Genomic DNA, 21,868 nt, shown 5'->3' with positions numbered 1-21,868 from the left:
ATAATGCTTATCAATTATCCTCCACCATCTCAACATGAGTTATAGCCTTATTCTGCTATACAGAAATTTTCATTATATTTTGTAATCCTCCGCGTCGCATTTCTAAAACGCCCATTATAACCAACTTATTACGCCGTTTAGATTCAAAAATTCTGCATATTTATTTACAATTTTTACCTTGCTTCACAGTAATAATTTATATTTTTTACTAATAATAACCTTGCATATTCTTCATCATAATAGTTTAAGTTTAATATTTAAGTTCAATGTTAATTATTTTAAATAACGTAATAAATATCAAAATATATGGCGCTCTGTTTTTGCAAAATAAACAGCCCCTATTATCCCCCTTTTTGATTTCATCCCCCCCAAAAATGTAAGAGCGATAATCATACAAATAGCATACGATCTTCTAGAAAACATCCTCTAAACATTATGTTTCTCAATCAGCTGTAGCCAAGCCTCTTCATCGATAACCTCAACACCTAATTCTTCAGCTTTAGCCAATTTGGAGCCCGCTCCAGGTCCTGCAACAAGAAGATCTGTTTTTTTAGAAAGTGAACCAGATGTTTTGGCCCCTAATCGCTCTGCCAATGCTTTTGCTTCATCACGTGACATATGTGCTAAAGTTCCCGTAAAAACAATGATCTTCTCCGCTATTGGTGAAGAAGCTATCATGATAGGTGCCTCATCAAGAGGTGTTACTTCTTCAAGCAAAACAGACAAAACTTCACGGTTATGCGCTTCTCTATAAAAATCAACAATTGCGCCCCCTACCTGTGGTCCAATTCCTTCAATATTGGTAAGTTCCATCCAAGCTTCATTGCCTTCTTTGTTTTCCTGCTCACATGGCATAAATGCTTCCATAGCCGCCGTTTCAAAAGCTGTATAATTTTGATATGCTCGTGCAAGGCGGCGTGCATTCACCTCTCCAACATGACGAATCCCCAATGCAAACAAAAAACGGCTTAAAGGAATTTCGCGGCGTGCATTAATGGCATCATACAGTTTCCGCACTGAAACAGTACCAAAACCTTCCATATTTTCTAAACGGATCAAAGACTTTTCTTGGCGCCGTTCTAAAGTAAAGATATCAACTGGTGTATGAATACAAAGCGCCTCATCTTGAGCATGGAAAAAAAATTCTACCTGCTTTTTACCCAAGCCTTCAATATCAAACGCATTGCGTGAAACAAAATGACGAATACGTTCAATCGCTTGTGCAGGACAAATAAGCCCACCGGTACACCGACGCACCGCTTCTCCTTCTTCACGAACAGCATGACTCCCACAAGCGGGACACAGATGAGGAAAAACAAAAGCAGAAGCATCTTTTGGACGTTTTTCAGCAATAATATCAACAATTTGAGGGATTACATCACCAGCGCGTTGTACAATCACGGTATCGCCTACACGAATATCACGCCCTTCACGAATGGGCTCTCCTTTATGGCCAATTCCCTTAATATAATCCTCATTATGCAAACTGGCATTGGTCACCACCACCCCACCAACAGTAATAGGTGTAAGGCGTGCAACAGGCGTCAAAGCTCCCGTACGACCGACCTGAATATCAATATCTTCCAAAAGCGCCATTGCTTTTTCTGCTGGAAATTTATGGGCTATTGCCCAACGCGGCGAACGAGAAACAAATCCCAAACGCTTTTGGAGCATCAAATCATTAACCTTATAAACAATGCCATCAATGTCATAGCTTAAAGAATGACGGCGTTCTTCTATATCACGATAATAGAAAATAATTTCTTTGACTGTCCTAAAGACTTTTATTAATGGATTGATAACAAAGCCATATTCTTTTAGCTTTTTCATCATCTCTATTTGACTTTCTGCAAATACTTCACTCACTTCACCACAAGCATAAGCAAAAAATTGAAGCTTTCTGCTGGCGGTTATCCGTGAATCAAGCTGACGGAGCGAACCAGCCGCTGCATTTCGAGGATTGGCGAAGGTTAACTTTCCCTTCTCTTGTTGGCTTATATTAAGAGCTTGGAAATCTTCCCGTCCCATATAAACTTCGCCGCGAACCTCGATTACCTCAGGAAAATCACCTTGCAAAACTTGTGGAATATCAGCAATTGTTCGAGCATTTGCCGTCACATTTTCACCGACAGTTCCATCCCCACGCGTTGCCGCACGCACAAGCCGCCCCTTTTCGTAGCGCAAAGACAAAGATAAACCATCAATTTTTGGCTCCGCTGTTATTTCCAACACTTGTGTTTCTGGAAGACGTAAAAAACGACGAATACGCTCAATAAATTCAGTAACATCTTCAGAGCTAAACGCATTATCAAGTGAAAGCATAGGCTGTGCATGAACAGACTTTTCAAACTTTTCAGAAATTGGTGCCCCAATTTTATGTGAAGGAGAATCAACACGAATAAGCTCTGGAAAAAGAGCTTCAATTTCTGCATTACGGCGGCGCAATGCATCGTATTCTGCATCAGAAATTTCAGGCCGATCATCACGATTATAAAGCACATCATGACGTGCAATTTCTTTTGCCAACCACTCTAATTCACTTTCTGCTTCAACAGCTGAGAGATTTTTAACTGCATCTTTGTTCATAAAATCTATTCCAAATTACGAGTTACTGCCATAAGGACTTCCACGCTTCCTCATAAAGTGAATCGCAAATAAAAATAAGCTTTCCAGTATTTTTATCACTGGCTAATTACCTTTATGCGAGAAGCTTTTGAGCCGCTGCACGCGCTTCTTCAGTAATCTGTTCTCCTGCCAACATACGAGCAATTTCTTCTGCACGTTCATGCTCTTCCATTTTATGAATAGCAGTAACAAAGCGTCCTTTATCATGACTCTCAATTTTCGAAATAAGAAAATGACCATGCGCTTTCGATGCAACCTGTGGTGCATGCGTAATAGCAAAAACCTGAACACGTTCTGATAAGCGTTGCAACCGTTGTCCAATAGCCGCTGCAACAGCCCCCCCAACACCTGTATCAATTTCATCAAAGATCAGCGTCGGTGCTGATCCTCGATCAGACAAAACAACTTTTAATGCCAACAAAAAACGAGACAATTCACCGCCAGAAGCCACACTAAGCATCGGTCCAGCTCGTGTTCCAGGATTTGTTCGCACCCAATATTCAATACGATCACATCCCTCTGCACTCCGCCTTTCCACATCACTTTGCATTTCAACAATAAACTCGGCCCTCTCTAATTTCAATGCAGGCAACTCAGCCATCACGCTTTCAGACAAGTGTTTTGCAACCTCTTGACGTTTTATTGACAACGCTTGTGCTAACATATCATAATTTTTCTTTGCCTGCTTTGCCTCATCTTCAAAACGTGTCAATATAGTCTGAGCCTCTTCAAAATCAGCGAGTTCAGCGTCCATTTTATCGCGTAACTGAATCAATTCATCCGCAGAAACTTGATATTTACGAGCAAAACCCCGAAGAGAAAAAAGACGCTCTTCTATCCGTTCCAATTCATCAGGTTCAAAATCTAATGCTCGTATTGCCGTCTCAATACCTTCTTGTGCTGTTGCAAGTGCATGCAATGCCTCATCAATAGATTTCACCACTGGTGCAATAAGTTCTTGCGCCTCAGGAATTTTCCGCTCCAAACGCCTCACCAAATTAGAAAGCACTGGGATTGGTGATTTTTGACCCGTTAAAAGATCATCCGCTTCTTTAATATCTGTTGCTATTTTTTCTAATTTAAGCATATCAGCACGACGAAGAGAAAGAGCTTCCTCTTCACCAACTTTAAAATCAAGCTTTTCAAGCTCTTCTACACACGCACGAAGATAATCAACCTCCCGTACAGCACTCTCTACTTTAAGACGCTGCCGTTGCAAACGCTCCTCAAATTCACGCCATGTGTGATAACACTGACGCAAATTTTCCACTTCATCTTCAAGACCACCAAAGGCATCTAATAATTGGCGATGTGTAGCAACATCAACAAGCGCACGATCATCATGTTGTCCATGGATTTCAACCAACAAACGGCCAACACTCCGCATCAATGCAACACTAGACACCTGATCATTGATAAAGACACGGCTACGTCCATCACTTGATTGCACACGTCGTAAAATAATATCACCCTCATCATCAAGACCATTCTCACGAATAAGTTGACGTGCAGGATGTGAAACAGACACATCAAAAACAGCTGTAACCTGCCCGCGGTCAACCCCATGACGCACAAGCGAAGCATCACCCCGCCCCCCTAGAGCAAGTGATAAAGCATCAAGGAGAATAGACTTCCCCGCACCCGTTTCTCCAGTTAAAACCGTCAACCCCGCTGTAAAATAAATATCGAGCGTTTCGATCAAAACAATATTATGAATCGAAAGCTGTACCAACATAGAGAATCAACGTACCCTCTTCTTATCACCACCTAAAGCATTTGAGATCCAAGAAGATTTATGCTCACGTGGCGATATTTTATTCTTCTGCAAGAGATTATAAGAAAATTTATACCACTCACTTTTGGGATAATTACGTCCTAAAATAGCTGCTGCCGTCTGTGCTTCTGCCGTTAAGCCGAGAGCTAAGTTAACTTCCGTTAAGCGGAAAAGTGCTTCTTCAATTTGATTTGTATCAGAATACTCTTCAACCACGGTACGAAACCGTCTACTTGCCGCAAGATAGCGCCGCCCCTCTTCATAATAGCGGCCAATCTGCATTTCTTTACCAGCTAGCTGTTCGCGACCAAAACGGATTTTATCCTTAGCATCCTTGACATACTCAGAATTAGGATAACGCTCTATAAGAAGCTGCATAGCAGCAATAGCACGTTTCGTGTCACGTTGATCACGCGTAACATCAGGAATCCGACGGAAAGAAGAAAGACCAATAATATAGTACGCATAAGCCGAGTCAGTCGACCCTGGATAAAGCGTAATATAGCGTTGAGCCATACTAATTGAATCATCATACTTTCCGAGTCGATAATTTGTAAAAGCGCCCATCACAAGAGATTTGCGCCCCCAGTCTGTATAAGCGTACTGTTTTTCAATCTTCAAAAACTTTTTCGATGCGTCCCCAAGCCGCCCACTTTCAAGGCTAGCAAGCGCTTGATTATAGAGAACATCTGGTGGCTCTATTTTCAAAACATAAGCAGATGGATCAAGGGTATTTTTCTCTTTAAAGAGGCATCCCGCTAACATACAAGTGCTTCCCAAAAGCACCACCCCCAATATCTTGCGTACAATGTTAGATTTTCTATATGTCATATTTCCAATGCACACATGAGATTTTTTCATATTTTTTCCGGCCTCCACAGAATATCACCTTGTAGCAAAAACAATTTATCAAAGGTTTTATACCATATCACTATAAAATCCACATAACCAATTTAGCAGTTCAGGTCAATCATCCCCTTAAAAATCAAATAAATAATAAAAAAATCTTGTCAATTTTTTTACTCTTTCTCTAAAAAGCTTTTTTCGTAATATGATTCGTCTGCCAAAACAGCCTTCACCAATTGCGCATTAATTCTATGCCCACTACAATAAGAACGAAATAATCCAATAAAAGGTGCACCAAGCAAAGCAGTATCACCAATCGCATCAAGCATCTTGTGCCGAACACATTCATTCTCCCAATAAGGACCATCGGGATTTAAAATTTTATCATTAAGGTCGATAACAAGAGAATTTTCCAAAGAAGCGCCTTTTGCCTTTCCAGAAAGCCGTAATTTTTCCACGTCTTTGATAAAACCAAAAGTGCGTGCCCGTGACAAATCATCTCGAAATCCTTGTGTGGTAAGATCAAAACTGAAATGTTGCTTACCAATAGCAGAAGAAGAAAAAGAAATCGTTATATCAAAACGACGTCCATTAAATGGCAAAAGCTCTGCAACACCATGAGCTCCTTCAACCCGCACCGGCTTTTTTATAATGAAATAAGAACGCAACGCATTTTGCTGTACAATACCAACATCTTCAAAAGCTTGGCAATATAGCCACGCTGAACCATCCAAAATAGGAATCTCATTATGTGACACTTCAATAATAAGATTATCCAAATTATAAGCAGCAATTGCTGCCATCAAATGTTCAATTGTTTCAACCCTTACATCTCCATCTCCAAGTACTGTTGATAATTCAGTTTCTCCTGTTTGCGATGCATGGGCTTGAAATATTTTCTCTGTTCCGTCTAATCCACAACGCCTAAAAATAATACCACACCCAACATCCGCTGGACAAACCTTTACCACTGACAAACAGCCACTATGAACGCCAATCCCCTTAAATGTTACTGCTTTTTTAAGAGTAGACTGATATTTTGGTACTAAACTCATCATATCATTTTATTAAATTGCTTGTACATCTTTTAACAAAATTTATAAAACTATAAAAAATATTCATAGTAAATAATAAAAAAAAACCGCTTATTGTAAGCGGTTTTTTTTAAACAAAGTATTTTATTCAAAAAACAGTAATATATTTTACTATATAATTTTTGACTGAGCATTAAAGAAATAATAAAATCTCTTACTTTACCTCATTTTTCATCAATTAATTTGCCTGACGACGTAAAAATGCTGGTATTTCCAACTGATCTTCTTCACTTATAAAAGTACGCTGATCTTGTGGTACCTGAGGATGCAGCTCACCAGAACGACGTGGAACATAAACAGAAGCATCTTGAGAAAGCGCCTGAGAGTTTTTATTGTAAACATGAGACTCTTTCTGCTGAGACGATCTAACAGCAGGCTCCAACCTCGCTTCTGGCTCAGCTTCTTCACGATGTGTCAAGCTCTGTTTCAAACGCTGCCAAAGATTACGAGGACCTTGATCAGTCACAAATGTTCTTTGGCTTTGTCCATGAGCAACAGGAGGAAAATCCTTTAACTCAGGCATACGCATTGGAGCGCGCGCTTGCATTTGTTTTGGTTGCACTGGCTTTTCTGTTTGCTTCACAACCCCTGTCATCTCATCAAGAACATGCGCTGTTGCCTCCATACTCACGGGAGCCGCCATCGCCTGTTGAGAACCGCGGCTTACTTGCATACGAGGCACATTTAATTTCTGTTCCTGAACAGCATTTGAGCCATACGCAACAGCACTCGTCGCACTTCGTGTCGTCATTGCTTCTACAGGATGTGCAAAAATTTGACTTTTGGGACGGAACTGTTCTCCGGTTGATTTACCCTTCTCTATTTCAAGTGATTCGATCACTTCTACCATTGACTCAGAACGCAGAGGCGATGATTGAACATGAAAAGAACTGTGTGACGTTCCAGGATCGCTCTTGCGTATTGAAGAAGCAGGCCTTTGAATCTGAGGATGAGAGGACTGAACCACATCACTAACTTCACGATCGATACCGGTCGCAACCACAGAAACACGAATAACACCTTCCAATGACTCATCATCAATAGCGCCAAAAATCACATTCGCATCAGCGTCCACTTCTTCACGAATACGATTAGCAGCTTCATCAACCTCAAAGAGAGTCATATCACGACCACCCGTAATAGAAATCAGTAAACCACGCGCCCCACGCATAGAAGTATCATCCAACAATGGGTTCGCAATAGCAGCTTCAGCAGCAGCCAAAGCACGCCCATCACCAGATGCCTCACCGGTTCCCATCATGGCTCGACCCATTTCGTGCATAACAGAACGAACATCAGCAAAATCAAGGTTAATCAAACCCTCTTTAATCATCAAATCCGTAATGGAAGCAACACCAGAATAAAGCACTTGGTCAGCCATAGCAAAAGCATCAGCAAATGTTGTCTTATCATTTGCAATACGGAAAAGATTTTGATTGGGAATAACAATCAATGTATCGACAGACTTTTGTAATTCTTCAATACCAGCCTCTGCCGTTTTCATACGACGTGCCCCTTCAAACTGAAACGGCTTTGTCACAACACCAACAGTCAAAATACCTTTTTCACGCGCTGCGCGAGCAACAACGGGAGCAGCTCCTGTTCCAGTTCCTCCCCCCATACCAGCAGTAATGAAAACCATATGAGAGTCTGCAAGATGATCAATAATTTCATCAATACATTCCTCCGCCGCGGCTTGCCCAACTTCCGGTAAAGCACCAGCACCCAAACCTTCTGTCACAGCTGCCCCAAGTTGGATAACACGTTCAGCCTTTGACATAGCCAAAGCCTGTGCATCCGTATTTGCAACAACAAAGTCAACTCCCTGAAGACCAGCATTTATCATATTATTCACGGCATTCCCGCCACCACCTCCAACACCAAAAACGGTAATGCGTGGCTTCAATTCCGCGATATCTGGCCGATGCAGATTAATCGTCATTTTCTTTTCCTTCTCATAAGACACCGCAAGCCAAAGCGATGAAATTTATCCAACTAGACTTAACTAAAAACTCTCACGCAACCACTGACCAACACGCTGAAAATACCCACGCGTGCCCATCGATAAATGATTTCCTGCCGCCTGCATTGTTTTTTCTTCAAAACCCACCAATTGCGGATAAATTAACAACCCAACAGCAGATGTAAACGCCGCCCCTTTTGCAAGAGAAGGAAGCCTCGAAATACCTAAAGGCCGCCCGATACGAACATTTCTTCCTAATATAGTACGTGCCATTTCTGGCAATCCTGTTAACTGGCTTGCTCCCCCAGTCAAAATAACACGTTTACCAATGATGTGACCAAAACCAGAACGATTTAAACAATCACGGACCATTTCTAAAATTTCTTCAACACGCGCACGAATGATACGCCCAAGAACTGCGCGAGGATATCGAGTTTCACGCTGTTCACTCCCAATTTCTGCTACATTAATCATTTGCCGCTCATCAGCACTTGTTAAAAGTGCTGAACCATAAACAACTTTTAAACGTTCCGCCTCTGTTAAAGACATAGAAAATCCGCGCGCAACATCAAGAGTGACATGATGCCCCCCAACAGCAAGAGCATCTGCATGAATAAATTTCCCCTCAAAAAACACTGAAAATGTTGTTGTTCCACCACCAAAATCAATACATGCAGCCCCTAAACGCGCCTCATCATTCATCAAAACAGCAAGACCACTTGCAAAGGGAGTGGCAACCATTGCTTCAACACTCAAATGTGCACGATTAATACAAGTTTCTAAATTACGCAAAGATGCTGTTTCCGCTGTTACCACATGCACATCGACACCAAATGTTTCCCCTGCCATGCCAATAGGATCAGAAATTCCTTTATCTCCATCCAATACATAAGAAACTGGAACTGAGTGCATAACATGACGTTCAGCATCAAAGGCTTTGCGCGAAACATCTGAAAAGGCCATACGCATATCACGCTTGGTGACTTCACGACCATTCAAATGGACCTTTCCATTAATCAAAGCACTTTGTAATCGACTTGAGGAAAAATTCACAATCACTGAATCCACCACCAAACCCGCCATTTTTTCTGCCGCATCAACAGCCAAGCGTATTGATTGCTCTGCTGCAAACATATCCATCACAACACCAGATTTAATACCACGTGAACGCTGCACACCAAAACCTAGAATTTCCGTAGAATGTGTACGACCATGTAAATAGTGCGCATGCTTCAAAGGACGCAAACAAGCAATAAGACAAACAATCTTACTTGAACCGACATCAAGTACCGTTAAAAAACGTGTTTTACGCCCCTTCAAATGATGTGATCTGAGTAGCATCATAGGCTTCCTGCCTTTCGCGCTTTTAAAATACGTTCTTCTTCTACAGTAGTATGATAACGCTCCAACGTTTCATCTGATAAAGAAACAGTAATCCGATCAGCAAGGCGTAAATCAACACTGAGAATATCGCGAGATAAAAGATCTTGCATTGTACCGGACGAAACAAGAGAAGAAAGCCTTTCAAGCGCACCACTTTCAGGCAACATAACGCGCATTCCGTTATCCAAAACAAGATCCCAACGCCGACCCCCTACCCGCACGAAAGCACGAACACGATTATATATTTCCGGATAAACTAACAGCGCTTGAATAAACACTTTAGCAGCATTTTGCGCCCCCTGCCCAACCACAAGCGGCAAATTCCAAACATTTTTCCCTTTAAAGGGCACAATGACACGACCTGTATAATCAACGATATCGACCAAGCCATCGTGTTGCCAAATGGCATAAGGTTCACGCTCCACGATGGAAATCCGCATTCTATTAGGATAAATCTTCTGAACATTAGCGGATTGAACCCAAGGCTGTTTTTCCAAAAGAGAGCGTGCTCTTTCAACATCAAAAGTGAATATAGAGGATGCAACATCAAGTTTTAAAATTTTCAAAATATCCTGCTTTGCTAAGCGGTTATTCCCTCTTATATCGACATCTACAACCACAAAACCAATATCTGATATTATCGTTTTTACGATCACACCCATCTGACCACTGGATGACAATCCATAAAAGGCCGTCACCAAGAAAAACCATACAACAGCAAAAGAGCCAAAATGGCGTGGAATATGAATATTGACAAAAACAAACTCAAACATAAACCGAAGAAAACGACGATAAAGACGTGGCAAAGCCGGCACTGAAAGCACCTCCATCGGAATATTCGTTTTATTAATACTCAACGCATGCATGATGCGTCCTCCACTATCCATTGAACAATATCGCCATAAGTACGACCGCTCGCTTTTGCAATATCAGGAAGAAGAGACGTCGATGTCATACCGGGTTGCGTATTAATTTCAAGCCAAACCAATTCTCCTGTTTTCTCATCAAAACGAAAATCAGAACGGCTAACACCTCGACACCCTATCGCCTGATGGGCTGCTAAAGACATTCTTTGCACACTTTGGTAAATATTTAGTGAAAGTTGTGCAGGACAAATGTGAAGAGAACCACCCGTTTTATATTTTGAGTCATAATCGTAGAATGGAAAGTGTTTATCGGGAAGAATTTCACACACATCCAGCACTTCGTTCCCCAAAACAGCACAAGTCAATTCACGACCAGGAATATATTTTTCAATCATTACCTCATCCGCATATCCCCACTCAGCTCCCCCAATATTATGCGGCGGTGCAGCTTCATTTCCTTGAACAATGACAACACCAAAACTTGATCCTTCACACACAGGTTTAATTACATAAGGAGGCTCCATGGGATGTGTTCGACCCAAAGCAAAGCGGCTCATAATACGAGAAGGAGCAACACAAACCCCAACACTTGCAACGATAATTTTTGCACGTCCCTTATCCATTGCCAAAGCAGATGCCATCACACCAGAATGGGTATAAGGAATTTTTAAATACTCAAGAATCCCTTGAATCCGGCCATCTTCACCAAATGGACCATGCAATGCATTGAAGGCAATATCGGGCTGTAACTGTTCAAGAACAGAAGCAATATGAGCGTCAACATCCACGCGGCTCACGCGATACCCCTGCACCTCTAGAACATCAGCACAAGCCGCCCCTGAAGATAAACTTACAGACCGTTCAGAAGAAAAACCTCCCATTAATACAGCTATATGTTTATCTTTCATAATAAATCACCCTCTTTCGCATACTATATGTAGTCTATATAGAATACATCAGCACCACATACAGGAAAAAACAAAGTTTATCCTTGCGAATCAATAACCTAGCATTTTGCATAATGAATCAGACTCAAAAGCTTGATGCAAGAGATTCTTTGTTAATTTATTGATTCTTAATAGAAATTTTTTATTATCTCTTTGAAATGACTCAATTTTTTATTTTCACTTTTTTAGTGAACAATAAATCAATGAAATGGATCAAAAGGAGGAACACTTCGACCACGCTCAAATTGACCAATACGCTCTATTTCCCATTGTAAAAGGTGGGCTGAATGTGCAAAAACACGTGCACGCACTGTTTCTCCCAATGCTTCAAGATCATATCCTGTTGCTTGCCCTGTATTGATCATAAAATTACAGTGCATTTCGCTCATCTGAGCACCACCAATCCGTAAACCACGACACCCTGCCTCATCAATCACGCGCCACGCAGATATATTCTCAGGATTTCTAAAAGTTGATCCACCGGTCTTTTCACGAATAGGTTGCACTGTTTCCCTATGGAGGGCAACTTCATCCATAGCAGCACGAATATCATCTTTATTACCGGTTTGTCCTTCTAATAAAGCAGCAGTAAAAATAAACCCTTCAGGAATATCACAATGGCGATAGGAATAATGCATATCTTTCAAACTCAAAATATGACGTTTTCCTTTACGATCCAGCGCATAAACCTCAACAACACGTGCTGCGGTTTCAACACCATTTGCACCCGCATTCATTTTGAGTGCCCCTCCAAGACCACCAGGAATACCGTGATAAAAATGAAAACCTGCGATTTCTGCCTTTAAAGCAGCGGTAGCTAAATGTTTATCGGCCGTACCTGCACCAACTAAAAAACGTTTTGGAGAAACTTGTTGCACTTGCCCAAAACCTTTTGGCGAAAGACGAATCACAACACCAGGAACACCCCCATCACGCACCAGCAGATTAGAACCTATTCCTACAATTGTTACAGGAATAAATTCAGGCAAATTTTGAAGGAAAAGAGCTAAATCTTCCTCATCAACAGGCTGATAAAAAAGTTCTGCTAACCCACCAGTGCGAAACCACGTCACCTTACGCATCTCAACGTTAGGTGTAAGCTTGCCTCTTATACCCCCCAACAGTGGTTGCAATTGCGCCAATAACGCCTCACCATCAATGTGCTGAAAATTTATCATGACCATCAAATACCAACAACTGATGAGGCAATGCACACGCCCATTGTGTGATATTGCCAGCACCAAGAAAAACCACATAATCCTCTGCCTGAGCAAATGTTGAGACAAGAGACACAACATCTTCCAGACCATGTATTAAGCGCACATCACGATGACCAGCCATTTTAATATGCTCTACCAATTCTTGAGAACCAAATCCTACAATAGGTTCTTCACCAGCCGCATAAACGGGCGTAATCAACACTGTATCTGCATCATTAAAACAAGCAGCAAAATCATCAAATAAATGATACAAACGCGAATACCGATGGGGTTGTGCAATCGCAATAACACGCCCTTTTGCACTCTCACGTGCAGCACGCAAAACTGCCTTTATTTCAACAGGATGATGTCCATAATCATCAAATATTTCAATGCCACGCCAACTTCCTATTCGCGTAAAACGCCGTTTTACTCCGCCAAATTCTGCTAAGCCCCTTTTTATAGCTTCATTTGAAATGCCAAGTTCATGCGCAATAGCAATCGCCGCCGTTGCATTGGCAACATTATGCTGCCCTGCCATGGGCAAAAGCAAATTTTTTAACTCAATCTTTCTTCCTGTTTTGCGTGAGCGAACAAGAACATCAAAATGCGTTTTTTGACCATCCATCGAAAGATTAAGAAAACGAACATCCGCTTGTGGATTTTTACCATAAGTGATCACCCAACGATCATCAATACGGCCCGCCAATGACTGAACCTCTGGATGATCAAGACACAAAACAGCAAAACCATAAAAAGGAACATTTTCTACGAATTGCCGAAAAGCCTCACGCACAGCATCAAAACTTCCATAATGATCCAAATGCTCAGCGTCAATATTAGTAATAACAGCAATATCAGCAGGCAGCTTTAAAAATGTACCATCACTTTCATCAGCTTCAACAATCATCCAATCGCCATCTCCTGTACGAGAATTCGTACCATAAGCATTAATAATACCGCCATTAATCACCACTGGATCAAAATGACCAGCATCAAGAAGGGCTGCGACCATTGATGTGGTTGTTGTTTTACCATGTGTACCACCCACTGCAATTGCACGCCGAAACCGCATCAGCTCCGCCAGCATTTCTGCACGTCTGACAAGCGGCAAATGTCTTTCCTTTGCAGCAATATACTCAGGATTTGTTTTTTTAACGGCAGTAGAAAAAACAACAACCTCTGCATTCCCTAAGTTTTCAGCACAATGACCTATATGAACGTTAATTCCTTTTTTCCGTAAACGTTCAACATTTGCACTTTCAACTTGATCTGACCCTTGAACTTTATAGCCAAGATTATAAAAAACCTCCGCAATTCCACTCATACCGATCCCCCCGATTCCGATAAAATGGATAACACCTATATCAAGTGGCATTTTCATTAAAAAGCTCCTCTTTTATATCTGACAACAATCGCCCTGCAATTAAGGATTCAGCCATATCAGCAAGGCAACGGGTTGCATGAGGTTGCCCAACTTTTTTTGCAGCAAGCGCTTGTTTTTCTAATAAATGGGGCGCACAACAAGCGTGCATTAAAAGAGAAGAAAGCTTTTGTGCATTTAAATCTTTTTCTGATACAATTTGCGCACCACCTACACGAGCAAGCAGAGCTGCATTGGCAGCCTGATCATGATCTAAAGCATGGGGATAGGGAACAAGCAAAGCAGGTCTACCAATCACCGCTATCTCACAAACGGATGAAGCCCCAGCGCGCGACAAAATAAAATGAGCATGTGCCATACGTTCAGCCATATCATCAAAGAAAGGAGCAACCTCTGCTTGTACGCCCATATCACGATAGATTTTGATCAACCCTCCTGCTTCACCGCGAACTTGCTGTACAATTCGCAAGCGTTTACGGTTCTTATCATCGAGTAACGCAATGGCTTCTGGAACAATATGTGAAAAAGCAGAAGCCCCTTGGCTACCACCAAAAATCAAAAAATTAAATGGCGTTTCCCCCTCTGAAGAATGATAAGGAATTTCGGCCGCCTTCAGCACAGCCTCACGGACAGGATTCCCCGTTAAAAGCATTTTATGGGCATAAGCGCCATTTGGCGACAACAAACCACCAGCGATTGCACGCACAAAAATTGCCAACATCCGATTGGCACGCCCCATAACAGCATTTTGTTCATGAATAAATGTCACACGCTTTGTTAAAGCCGCAATAAAAAGAGGAGGAAAGCTCGGATATCCCCCAAATCCTCCAACAAGAACAGGACGTAATTTATAAAACAACGCCAACGATTGCCCCATTCCCCTTAGTAAAGACCAAAACGTCTTTATCAGAGCAAAAGGATGGCGGCGTATAAATGTTGCCGATGAAACGATATGTGTATGCTCTTCATCAAAGCACCGAACAAAAGGGCGTGCTCTTTCATCTGTTATTAAATGAACATCATATCCACGCTCCCTTAATTCAACACCAAGGGATTCAGCAGGAAAAAGATGTCCACCTGTACCACCAGCCACCAAAACAATAACTTTTTTATCATTCATAAGGCGTATCCAAGACAGAAGAGGAAGAAAAAGCTGAAAGGCGTGCTTCTGGCCAACGACGTGTTAAACTGAGCAAAATGCCCATTGAAAACGCAATCGCCACCATCGAAGAACCACCATAAGAAATAAAAGGCAATGTCATGCCTTTTGGAGGAATTAAGTGAAGATTAACGGCCATATTAATAGCTGATTGAAAGCCAATCATCATTGCTATGCCAGTAATACCAAGACGTATAAAGCAATCACGTGTATTCATTGCTATATACAATGAACGCATAACGATAAAACCAAAAAGCATCATAATTAATAAACAAAGAATAATACCATATTCTTCAGCAGCAACGGAAAATACAAAATCTGTATGGCTATCAGGAATAATACGTTTTACTGTTCCCTCCCCAGGACCTTGCCCAAACCAACCACCATTCAAAATAGCCTCACGTCCAACATCTACTTGAAAGGTATCTCCTTCACCTGTCAAAAAACCATTGATACGCTCACGCACATGATACAGAAAAAGATAAGCTAAAACAATTCCTCCAGCACCTAAAATGAGAAAGAGAAAAATAACGGCTAGAGGCACACCAGCAATAAAAAACAAACCACCCCATGTTGCACTTATTAAAAGTGTTTGTCCAATATCAGGCTGCAAAACCAGAAGCACACAACAAATGCCATAAAGTACAATCGCTAACGTATAACCTAGAATTCCCCTCCTGCGTATCTGTTCCGAAAAAAGCCAAGCGGACATAACCACAAAAGCTGGCTTCATAAACTCTGAAGCCTGTACAGAAAAACCAAAGAGCACAATCCACCGCCGTGCTCCCTTTAATTCTGGACCCCAAAATAAGGTTGCAACCATAAGAGCAAGCGTTACAATAAGCAAAAGAGCACATAAACGACGAATATTAGGAATTGAAAAAAAAGAAATGGTCACCATCGTAAAAAATGCTGAAATGCTGAAAATGATATGCCACCGAACAAAATAAAAACTATCAGCAATTCCGATTTTTTTTGCAATCGTGGGGCTGGCAGCAAAAGACAACATAATGCCAATCCCCATTAAAATTAAACAAGCTGCAAAGACAGAGCGGTCAATCGTCCACCACCAATTAGCAATTGGGTCTCTATCTGCGCGCGTAACCATGATATCCGCCTTATCCGTTTTATAAATTGTTTCAAAGTGATATGGTTCCCCGCCTGTTTAACAAACACTTTAAAAACTAAATTACACAAAAAAAGATTCTGGAGTCTTAACGCAAAAATATTTTTTTATAACTGATGCTTTTTATTGTAACTGCATCACAAAAGAGACAAATGCTTCGCCCCGTTCTTCATAATTTTTAAATTGGTCATAACTTGCACAAGCAGGTGACAAAAGAACCGTCACCTCTTTTGCCTTACAACCTATTGCGTCAACAGCTGCTTCACGCACCGCATTTTTCAAAGTTAAGCTCATAGAAAAGGGAAAAGCAGATCCAATAATGCGAGCAAATTCTTCCGCCGCACTCCCAATCAAATAGGCTTTACGAATTTTAGGAAAAAATTCTTTAAGAGACTCTATTCCTCCCTTTTTTGCCTGTCCCCCAACAATCCAAAAAATATCATTAAAGGTGGAAAGCGCAGGAGCTGTTGCATCTGCATTAGTAGCCTTGCTGTCATTGATAAACAAAACCGCCCCCATTTTACGCACCTGCTGCATACGATGATCCAACCCTTTATAACTTTCTAAATGCTTTTTTATAGAGGGATCTGTTATTTTTAAAGCCTGCAATGTTGCCAATGCCATAAGAGCATTTTGCGCATTATGACTCCCACGTAACACCGCCATAGGAGCAAGATCTGCAAGCATATGACGCTGTCCTTGACGAACAGAAAAAAGCTTGGTTCCATCTGCATAAAAACCATTTCCAACAAAATGATTCTTGGAAATTGCCTCAATTTGCTTCCCATCATGAAGTAACTGTTGATATAAAACCTGACAAGCTGCATCATCAACTGAAATAAAAGCCTGAGAAGCCTGAGCAATCAGATGCCTTTTGGTTTGCACATAACAGGCAAAACTTCCATGTCGATCAATATGATCAGATGTCAAATTCAATAAAAGTCCAATGGTTGGCTGAAGAGAGGGAGTAAGATCAATTTGAAATGATGAACATTCAATCACATAAATACGTTTTTTAACAAATGGCTTAAGCGTCAATATTGCCTTTCCAATATTTCCCCCCATCTGCACATCATAGCCCATTTTTTCCAATAAATGCGTAAGCAAAGCCGTTGTTGTCGACTTTCCATTCGTCCCCGTAATCGCAATAAACGGAACATCTTGGTCACAAAAACCATAATGCTGTAAAAAATCATGGCGTGCACGAACAAACAATTCAATATCACCAATAATTTCTACATTTTTTTTTCGTGCCTTTTCAACAACCCAATGCGGTTGAGGATAATTTAAAGGAACTCCAGGAGCGAGAACCAATGCAACAAATTCTGACCAGTCCTCATCGTGGAGATCTCTTGTTGGAATATTTTGCCGACAAGCCATCTGCACGCTTGAAGGACTATCATCCCACGCCACCACTTCTGCACCACCACACATTAATGCTTGTGCCGTTGCTAATCCAGACTGCCCCAATCCAAACAGAGCAACTTTTTGACCTTTATAACACGTAACAGAAATCACATTCTCACCGCAATTTAAGTGTTGAAAGACCTATGAGAGCGAGAACAATCGAAATAATCCAAAAGCGTATCACCACTTGGCTTTCAGTCCAACCTTTTTTCTCAAAATGATGATGTATCGGTGCCATAAGAAACACGCGTTTTCTTGTTAATTTGAAATAACCAACCTGAATAACGACCGAAAAAGCTTCCACAACAAAAAGTCCACCAATAAGAACCAAAACAATTTCGTGCTTCGTAGCAACCGCAACAGTCCCTAAGAGTCCTCCAAGAGCCAACGATCCAGTATCTCCCATAAAAATAGCTGCAGGTGGTGCATTAAACCATAAAAATCCAAGCCCTGCCCCAACAACAGCTCCCAATAAAACAGCCAATTCACCTGTTCCCGATACATAATGGATTTGGAGATAATCAGCAAAATTCATATTACCAGAAAGATAAGCAATCAGAGCAAAAGATAAGGCTGCAACCATCACAGGAACAATAGCAAGCCCATCGAGTCCATCCGTCAAATTAACCGCATTACCCGTCGCGACAATGACGAAAGCAGAAAAAGGAATAAAAAACCAGCCCAAATTGATAAGATAATCTTTCAAAAAAGGCAAAGCTAATCCAGATGAGCCAATTTGCAGAATGGCAAAAGCAGCAATCGCCGCAACACAAAATTCCAAGCTTAACCGTGCTTTCCCAGAAAATCCTTTGTCTGTTTGTTTTGTGACCTTAAGATAATCATCATAAAACCCAATTACCCCAAAAGAAAGCATAACCAATAGCGATACCCAAAAGTAAATATTCGATAAATTACCCCATAAAAATGCCGATACCACAATGCCGATTAAAATCATTAATCCACCCATTGTAGGTGTTCCAGCCTTTTTAAAATGTGTTTGAGGTCCATTAGCACGAATCGGTTGCCCCTTACCTTGCCGCAATTTAAGAGAAGCAATGATGCTAGGTCCAAACAAAAAGACGATAAGCCCCGAAGTAAGCATAGCTGCTATCGTGCGAAAAGTAATATAACGAAAAACATTTACACCCGGAAGCCAATCACTAAACGAAGAAAAAAACAGCATCATGGAACAAAAAAACCTCTTAAAACTATGAAGAAACTGCTTTATAGCGATCAAGCAATGCAGTCACAATATTTGATGAACAAAGGCTATTGGATGATTTAATCATAAGTAGGTCGCCAGGAGAAATTTCTGCTAAAAGAAGCGGTAAAATTTTCTCAATATTTTCAGCATAATGAACCTTAACACCAGCAGACAAATCACTGACTAAAGATTTCATCGCCTCACCAAATAGAAAAACCGGATTAGCACCGGAAAGACGTATTGGTTTTATTAAATCACGATGAAGCTTTTCACTATACCCCCCTAACTCTAGCATATCCCCTAAAATAGCAATTCGCCGCCCCCCTTTTCCTACAGGTCCTGTAGCAAGAAGCTCAAGTGCAGCACGCATAGAAGCAGGATTTGCATTATAGCTTTCATCAATGAGATAAAATTCACCCCCATTTGATAAAGACAGTCGATAACGAACACCTCGCCCCTTTTGAGAAGAAAAATGGCGAAAAGAAAGAAAAACAGGCTCTAACTCAACCCCCATAGCATCACAAGCAGCAATAACCCCTAAACTATTTTGCACAATATGGCGTCCCGGAGCCCCAATTTGAACCTCCTTATCCCGCCCCCCAATACGCACAATCATAGAAGAACTATCGGTTAGAAGACGTATATCTCGCGCTTGATAATCAGCATCTTTAGTCCCACCAAAGCTTAAGATCTTCTTTACACCGCATTTCTTTGCTTTTTGAACGAGATAAGAAAAAAAATCACTATCCGCATTTAAAATGGCAATGCCTTCTTCATCCAATCCTTCAAAAATTTCAGCTTTTGCCTTTGCTATTTCTTCAAGATTTTTGAAAAATCCCATATGTCCTGCACAAATATGCGTAATGAGAGCAATATGCGGACAAACCAGTTTGACCAGAGGGCGAATTTCATCTCTATGATTCATGCCAATTTCAAAGATACCATAATCACTCTCCATAGGCATCCGCGCTAAAGTGAGTGGAACCCCCCAGCAATTGTTTAAAGAAGCGAGATTCGCATGAACATTCCCAGCCGTTGCAAGTGCTTGTTTCAAAGCTTCTTTTGTCGTCGTTTTTCCCACCGATCCTGTTATCGCGATAATCTTAGCTCTTGAACGTTTGCGTGCAGCTTGTGCAAGTTGTTCTAAGGCTTGCAAAACATCAGGAACGACAATGAGTGGAGCCAATATCTTTTTCATATCCCTCAAACGGTGTTCCGCAACGATAAGAACGCCTGCACCTCGTTCATAAGCTTGCGCAGCAAAATCATGACCATCAAGATGGTGCCCTTTAATGCAGAAAAAAACATCCCCTTCCGCAAGAGTACGACTATCAATGGAAACCCCAGAAAAAGTTTCTGGCAAGCTTCCCATTACAACACCATTAATTGCAGCAACAAGTGCTTGCTTATCCCATAAAGCTGTCATTTCTTTCTGTCCTCTAAAGCTTCTATCGCTTTCAGACGATCTGAAAAAGGATAAGTTGTCTGCCCTATAATTTGGCCATCCTCATGACCTTTTCCAGCAATGATGAGTGTATCACCAGCTTTCAAAAGCTCCACCGCGTAAGAAATAGCTTCACCACGATCTGCTATCTCTATTGCTGTTGGCACCGCCTGTAAAATATCTTTACGTATTTTTTCTGGCATTTCTGTTCGAGGATTATCATCTGTTACAATAACAATGTCCGCTTTATCCGCCGCAATTTTTCCCATCAAAGGTCTTTTTCCTTGATCACGATCTCCTCCACAACCAAAAACAACGATCAAGCGTCCTTGCGTAAAGGGACGAACAGAAAGCAAAACCTGCTCCAAAGCTTCTGGTTTATGAGCATAATCAATATAAACAAGCGCATTATTTTCTGTCTTTCCCACAAACTCTAACCGCCCAGGTGCCCCCTGCAAAGTTTCAAGCGCAGGAAAAACCTTACGAGGTGAAACGCCCGTTGCAATGGCTAACCCCGCTGCCATAAGCGCATTGGCTACCTGAAAATCTCCAGCTAAAGGCAAATCAAATGTATAAATATTGTTTTCCACACGACACTCAATACACTGTTTGGAGCGTTGATGTTCGACACGATTAATCGTGATAAATTGCCCCTTACGACCAATTGTCAAGACACGGCGGCGCGCTTGTGTAACAACATCAATAACCTTTTGTGAATAAACATCATCAGCAAAAATCAAAGCAGGAGCAGATACAGGCAAAAGTGTATCAAACAACCTCATTTTAGCCCGCAAATAATCCTCTACCCCCGTGTGATAATCCATGTGATCTCGCCCTAAATTAGTAAAGGCACCAGCCGTTAAACGGACTCCATCAAGTCGTCCTTGATCAAGCCCATGCGAAGAAGCTTCAAGAGCGGCATGCGTCACACCTTCATGAGAAATTTCACAAAGAAGACGGTGCAAGACGACCGGATCAGGTGTTGTGAGAGAACCATAAACATTCCGTTTAGGAGAAACAACACCAACCGTTCCTATACTCGCTGCACAAAATCCAACATGAGTCCAAATTTGCCGAAGAAAAGAGACAACAGATGTTTTACCACTTGTACCAGTCACAGCAACAACTGTTTCCGGCTGAGAACCGTAAAAACGTGCAGCTGCCAACGCTAAACTATGACGAACATTAGAAACACGTAAAATGGGAACAGATAAATCCTCAAGAACAGCATGACAGTCTGTAACGATTGCTCGTGCGCCACGCTTTATCGCGTCATCTATATAGTGTCTTCCATCACTTTTTTTCCCTTGAACAGCAACAAAAACATAGCCTGGCAAAACTTGCCGAGAATCCACACTTATTCCTGTTATTTCTATTGAAGAAAGGCTTTCATCTTCAACACATTCTGTAAAAACTGTTCCCAACAACATGATAACGCACCTTTATA

At 41.4% G+C, this 21,868-nt stretch carries 16 protein-coding genes; all 16 read right to left on the bottom strand.

Going from position 1 to position 21,868, the window contains the following annotated elements; genetic code table 11:
• Positions 1–426 precede the first annotated feature (426 nt).
• Positions 427–2,586 (bottom strand): NAD-dependent DNA ligase LigA, encoded by a 2,160-nt coding sequence (gene ligA / locus ACFIN0_RS04445; RefSeq protein WP_375701989.1) that lies wholly within the window; start codon positions 2,584–2,586, stop codon positions 427–429.
• Between the two features lie 112 nt (positions 2,587–2,698).
• Positions 2,699–4,360: a DNA repair protein RecN gene (recN, locus tag ACFIN0_RS04440; protein WP_375701988.1), complete on the bottom strand. Its 1,662-nt coding sequence runs from the start codon at positions 4,358–4,360 to the stop codon at positions 2,699–2,701.
• Positions 4,361–4,366: 6 nt separating this feature from the next.
• Positions 4,367–5,260 carry an outer membrane protein assembly factor BamD gene (locus ACFIN0_RS04435; RefSeq protein WP_375612003.1) on the bottom strand — a complete coding sequence of 298 codons (894 nt, stop codon included), beginning with the start codon at positions 5,258–5,260 and terminating at the stop codon, positions 4,367–4,369.
• 158 nt (positions 5,261–5,418) lie between these two features.
• A complete protein-coding gene (gene lpxC, locus ACFIN0_RS04430) occupies positions 5,419–6,303 on the bottom strand; it encodes a UDP-3-O-acyl-N-acetylglucosamine deacetylase (protein ID WP_375701987.1) in 885 nt (294 codons plus the stop codon).
• A gap of 214 nt (positions 6,304–6,517) precedes the next feature.
• Complete coding sequence (gene ftsZ, locus ACFIN0_RS04425; protein WP_375606973.1) at positions 6,518–8,281, bottom strand: cell division protein FtsZ; 1,764 nt, start codon at positions 8,279–8,281, stop codon at positions 6,518–6,520.
• A 63-nt stretch (positions 8,282–8,344) separates the two neighbouring features.
• Positions 8,345–9,646 (bottom strand): cell division protein FtsA, encoded by a 1,302-nt coding sequence (gene ftsA, locus ACFIN0_RS04420; RefSeq protein WP_375701986.1) that lies wholly within the window; start codon positions 9,644–9,646, stop codon positions 8,345–8,347.
• Positions 9,643–10,551: a cell division protein FtsQ/DivIB gene (locus ACFIN0_RS04415; protein ID WP_375702010.1), complete on the bottom strand. Its 909-nt coding sequence runs from the start codon at positions 10,549–10,551 to the stop codon at positions 9,643–9,645. The genes ftsA and ACFIN0_RS04415 overlap by 4 nt, the downstream gene beginning before the upstream one ends.
• Entirely contained in the window at positions 10,539–11,459 is a 921-nt protein-coding gene (locus ACFIN0_RS04410; protein WP_375610496.1) for a D-alanine--D-alanine ligase, read from the bottom strand. The genes ACFIN0_RS04415 and ACFIN0_RS04410 overlap by 13 nt, the downstream gene beginning before the upstream one ends.
• 239 nt (positions 11,460–11,698) lie before the next feature.
• Positions 11,699–12,676: a UDP-N-acetylmuramate dehydrogenase gene (murB, locus tag ACFIN0_RS04405; protein WP_375606970.1), complete on the bottom strand. Its 978-nt coding sequence runs from the start codon at positions 12,674–12,676 to the stop codon at positions 11,699–11,701.
• A complete protein-coding gene (murC, locus tag ACFIN0_RS04400) occupies positions 12,654–14,081 on the bottom strand; it encodes a UDP-N-acetylmuramate--L-alanine ligase (RefSeq protein WP_375615073.1) in 1,428 nt (475 codons plus the stop codon). The genes murB and murC overlap by 23 nt, the downstream gene beginning before the upstream one ends.
• Positions 14,065–15,201: a UDP-N-acetylglucosamine--N-acetylmuramyl-(pentapeptide) pyrophosphoryl-undecaprenol N-acetylglucosamine transferase gene (locus tag ACFIN0_RS04395; RefSeq protein WP_375608233.1), complete on the bottom strand. Its 1,137-nt coding sequence runs from the start codon at positions 15,199–15,201 to the stop codon at positions 14,065–14,067. The genes murC and ACFIN0_RS04395 overlap by 17 nt, the downstream gene beginning before the upstream one ends.
• A complete protein-coding gene (locus ACFIN0_RS04390) occupies positions 15,194–16,348 on the bottom strand; it encodes an FtsW/RodA/SpoVE family cell cycle protein (RefSeq protein ID WP_375606967.1) in 1,155 nt (384 codons plus the stop codon). The genes ACFIN0_RS04395 and ACFIN0_RS04390 overlap by 8 nt, the downstream gene beginning before the upstream one ends.
• A gap of 141 nt (positions 16,349–16,489) precedes the next feature.
• On the bottom strand, positions 16,490–17,884 hold the full coding sequence (murD, locus tag ACFIN0_RS04385) for a UDP-N-acetylmuramoyl-L-alanine--D-glutamate ligase (RefSeq protein WP_375701985.1): 1,395 nt from the start codon (positions 17,882–17,884) through the stop codon (positions 16,490–16,492).
• A 4-nt stretch (positions 17,885–17,888) separates the two neighbouring features.
• A complete protein-coding gene (mraY, locus tag ACFIN0_RS04380) occupies positions 17,889–18,959 on the bottom strand; it encodes a phospho-N-acetylmuramoyl-pentapeptide-transferase (RefSeq protein WP_375606965.1) in 1,071 nt (356 codons plus the stop codon).
• A 22-nt stretch (positions 18,960–18,981) separates the two neighbouring features.
• A complete protein-coding gene (gene murF, locus ACFIN0_RS04375; protein ID WP_375610493.1) occupies positions 18,982–20,403 on the bottom strand; it encodes a UDP-N-acetylmuramoyl-tripeptide--D-alanyl-D-alanine ligase in 1,422 nt (473 codons plus the stop codon).
• Positions 20,400–21,851 (bottom strand): UDP-N-acetylmuramoyl-L-alanyl-D-glutamate--2,6-diaminopimelate ligase, encoded by a 1,452-nt coding sequence (locus ACFIN0_RS04370; RefSeq protein ID WP_375701984.1) that lies wholly within the window; start codon positions 21,849–21,851, stop codon positions 20,400–20,402. The genes murF and ACFIN0_RS04370 overlap by 4 nt, the downstream gene beginning before the upstream one ends.
• Between the last annotated feature and the right edge of the window lie 17 nt (positions 21,852–21,868).

It is taken from the genome of Bartonella sp. AA89HNZF (genome assembly GCF_042196905.1).
GTDB lineage: Bacteria > Pseudomonadota > Alphaproteobacteria > Rhizobiales > Rhizobiaceae > Bartonella.
The sequence above is the reverse complement of the archived record's forward strand: the minus strand, read 5'-3'. Positions and strand labels throughout refer to the sequence as shown.

What these genes read in the sequence shown, in the direction of transcription:
- ACFIN0_RS04370 (WP_375701984.1), bottom strand. Translation starts at nt 21,851, where the DNA reads ATGTTGTTGGGAACAGTTTTTACAGAATGTGTTGAAGATGAAAGCCTT.
- ACFIN0_RS04390 (WP_375606967.1), bottom strand. Translation starts at nt 16,348, where the DNA reads ATGGTTACGCGCGCAGATAGAGACCCAATTGCTAATTGGTGGTGGACG.
- ftsZ (WP_375606973.1), bottom strand. Translation starts at nt 8,281, where the DNA reads ATGACGATTAATCTGCATCGGCCAGATATCGCGGAATTGAAGCCACGC.
- lpxC (WP_375701987.1), bottom strand. Translation starts at nt 6,303, where the DNA reads ATGATGAGTTTAGTACCAAAATATCAGTCTACTCTTAAAAAAGCAGTA.
- ligA (WP_375701989.1), bottom strand. Translation starts at nt 2,586, where the DNA reads ATGAACAAAGATGCAGTTAAAAATCTCTCAGCTGTTGAAGCAGAAAGT.
- ACFIN0_RS04395 (WP_375608233.1), bottom strand. Translation starts at nt 15,201, where the DNA reads ATGAATGATAAAAAAGTTATTGTTTTGGTGGCTGGTGGTACAGGTGGA.
- murC (WP_375615073.1), bottom strand. Translation starts at nt 14,081, where the DNA reads ATGAAAATGCCACTTGATATAGGTGTTATCCATTTTATCGGAATCGGG.
- murF (WP_375610493.1), bottom strand. Translation starts at nt 20,403, where the DNA reads ATGACAGCTTTATGGGATAAGCAAGCACTTGTTGCTGCAATTAATGGT.
- recN (WP_375701988.1), bottom strand. Translation starts at nt 4,360, where the DNA reads ATGTTGGTACAGCTTTCGATTCATAATATTGTTTTGATCGAAACGCTC.
- mraY (WP_375606965.1), bottom strand. Translation starts at nt 18,959, where the DNA reads ATGATGCTGTTTTTTTCTTCGTTTAGTGATTGGCTTCCGGGTGTAAAT.
- ACFIN0_RS04410 (WP_375610496.1), bottom strand. Translation starts at nt 11,459, where the DNA reads ATGAAAGATAAACATATAGCTGTATTAATGGGAGGTTTTTCTTCTGAA.
- ACFIN0_RS04415 (WP_375702010.1), bottom strand. Translation starts at nt 10,551, where the DNA reads ATGCATGCGTTGAGTATTAATAAAACGAATATTCCGATGGAGGTGCTT.
- ftsA (WP_375701986.1), bottom strand. Translation starts at nt 9,646, where the DNA reads ATGATGCTACTCAGATCACATCATTTGAAGGGGCGTAAAACACGTTTT.
- murB (WP_375606970.1), bottom strand. Translation starts at nt 12,676, where the DNA reads ATGATAAATTTTCAGCACATTGATGGTGAGGCGTTATTGGCGCAATTG.
- ACFIN0_RS04435 (WP_375612003.1), bottom strand. Translation starts at nt 5,260, where the DNA reads ATGAAAAAATCTCATGTGTGCATTGGAAATATGACATATAGAAAATCT.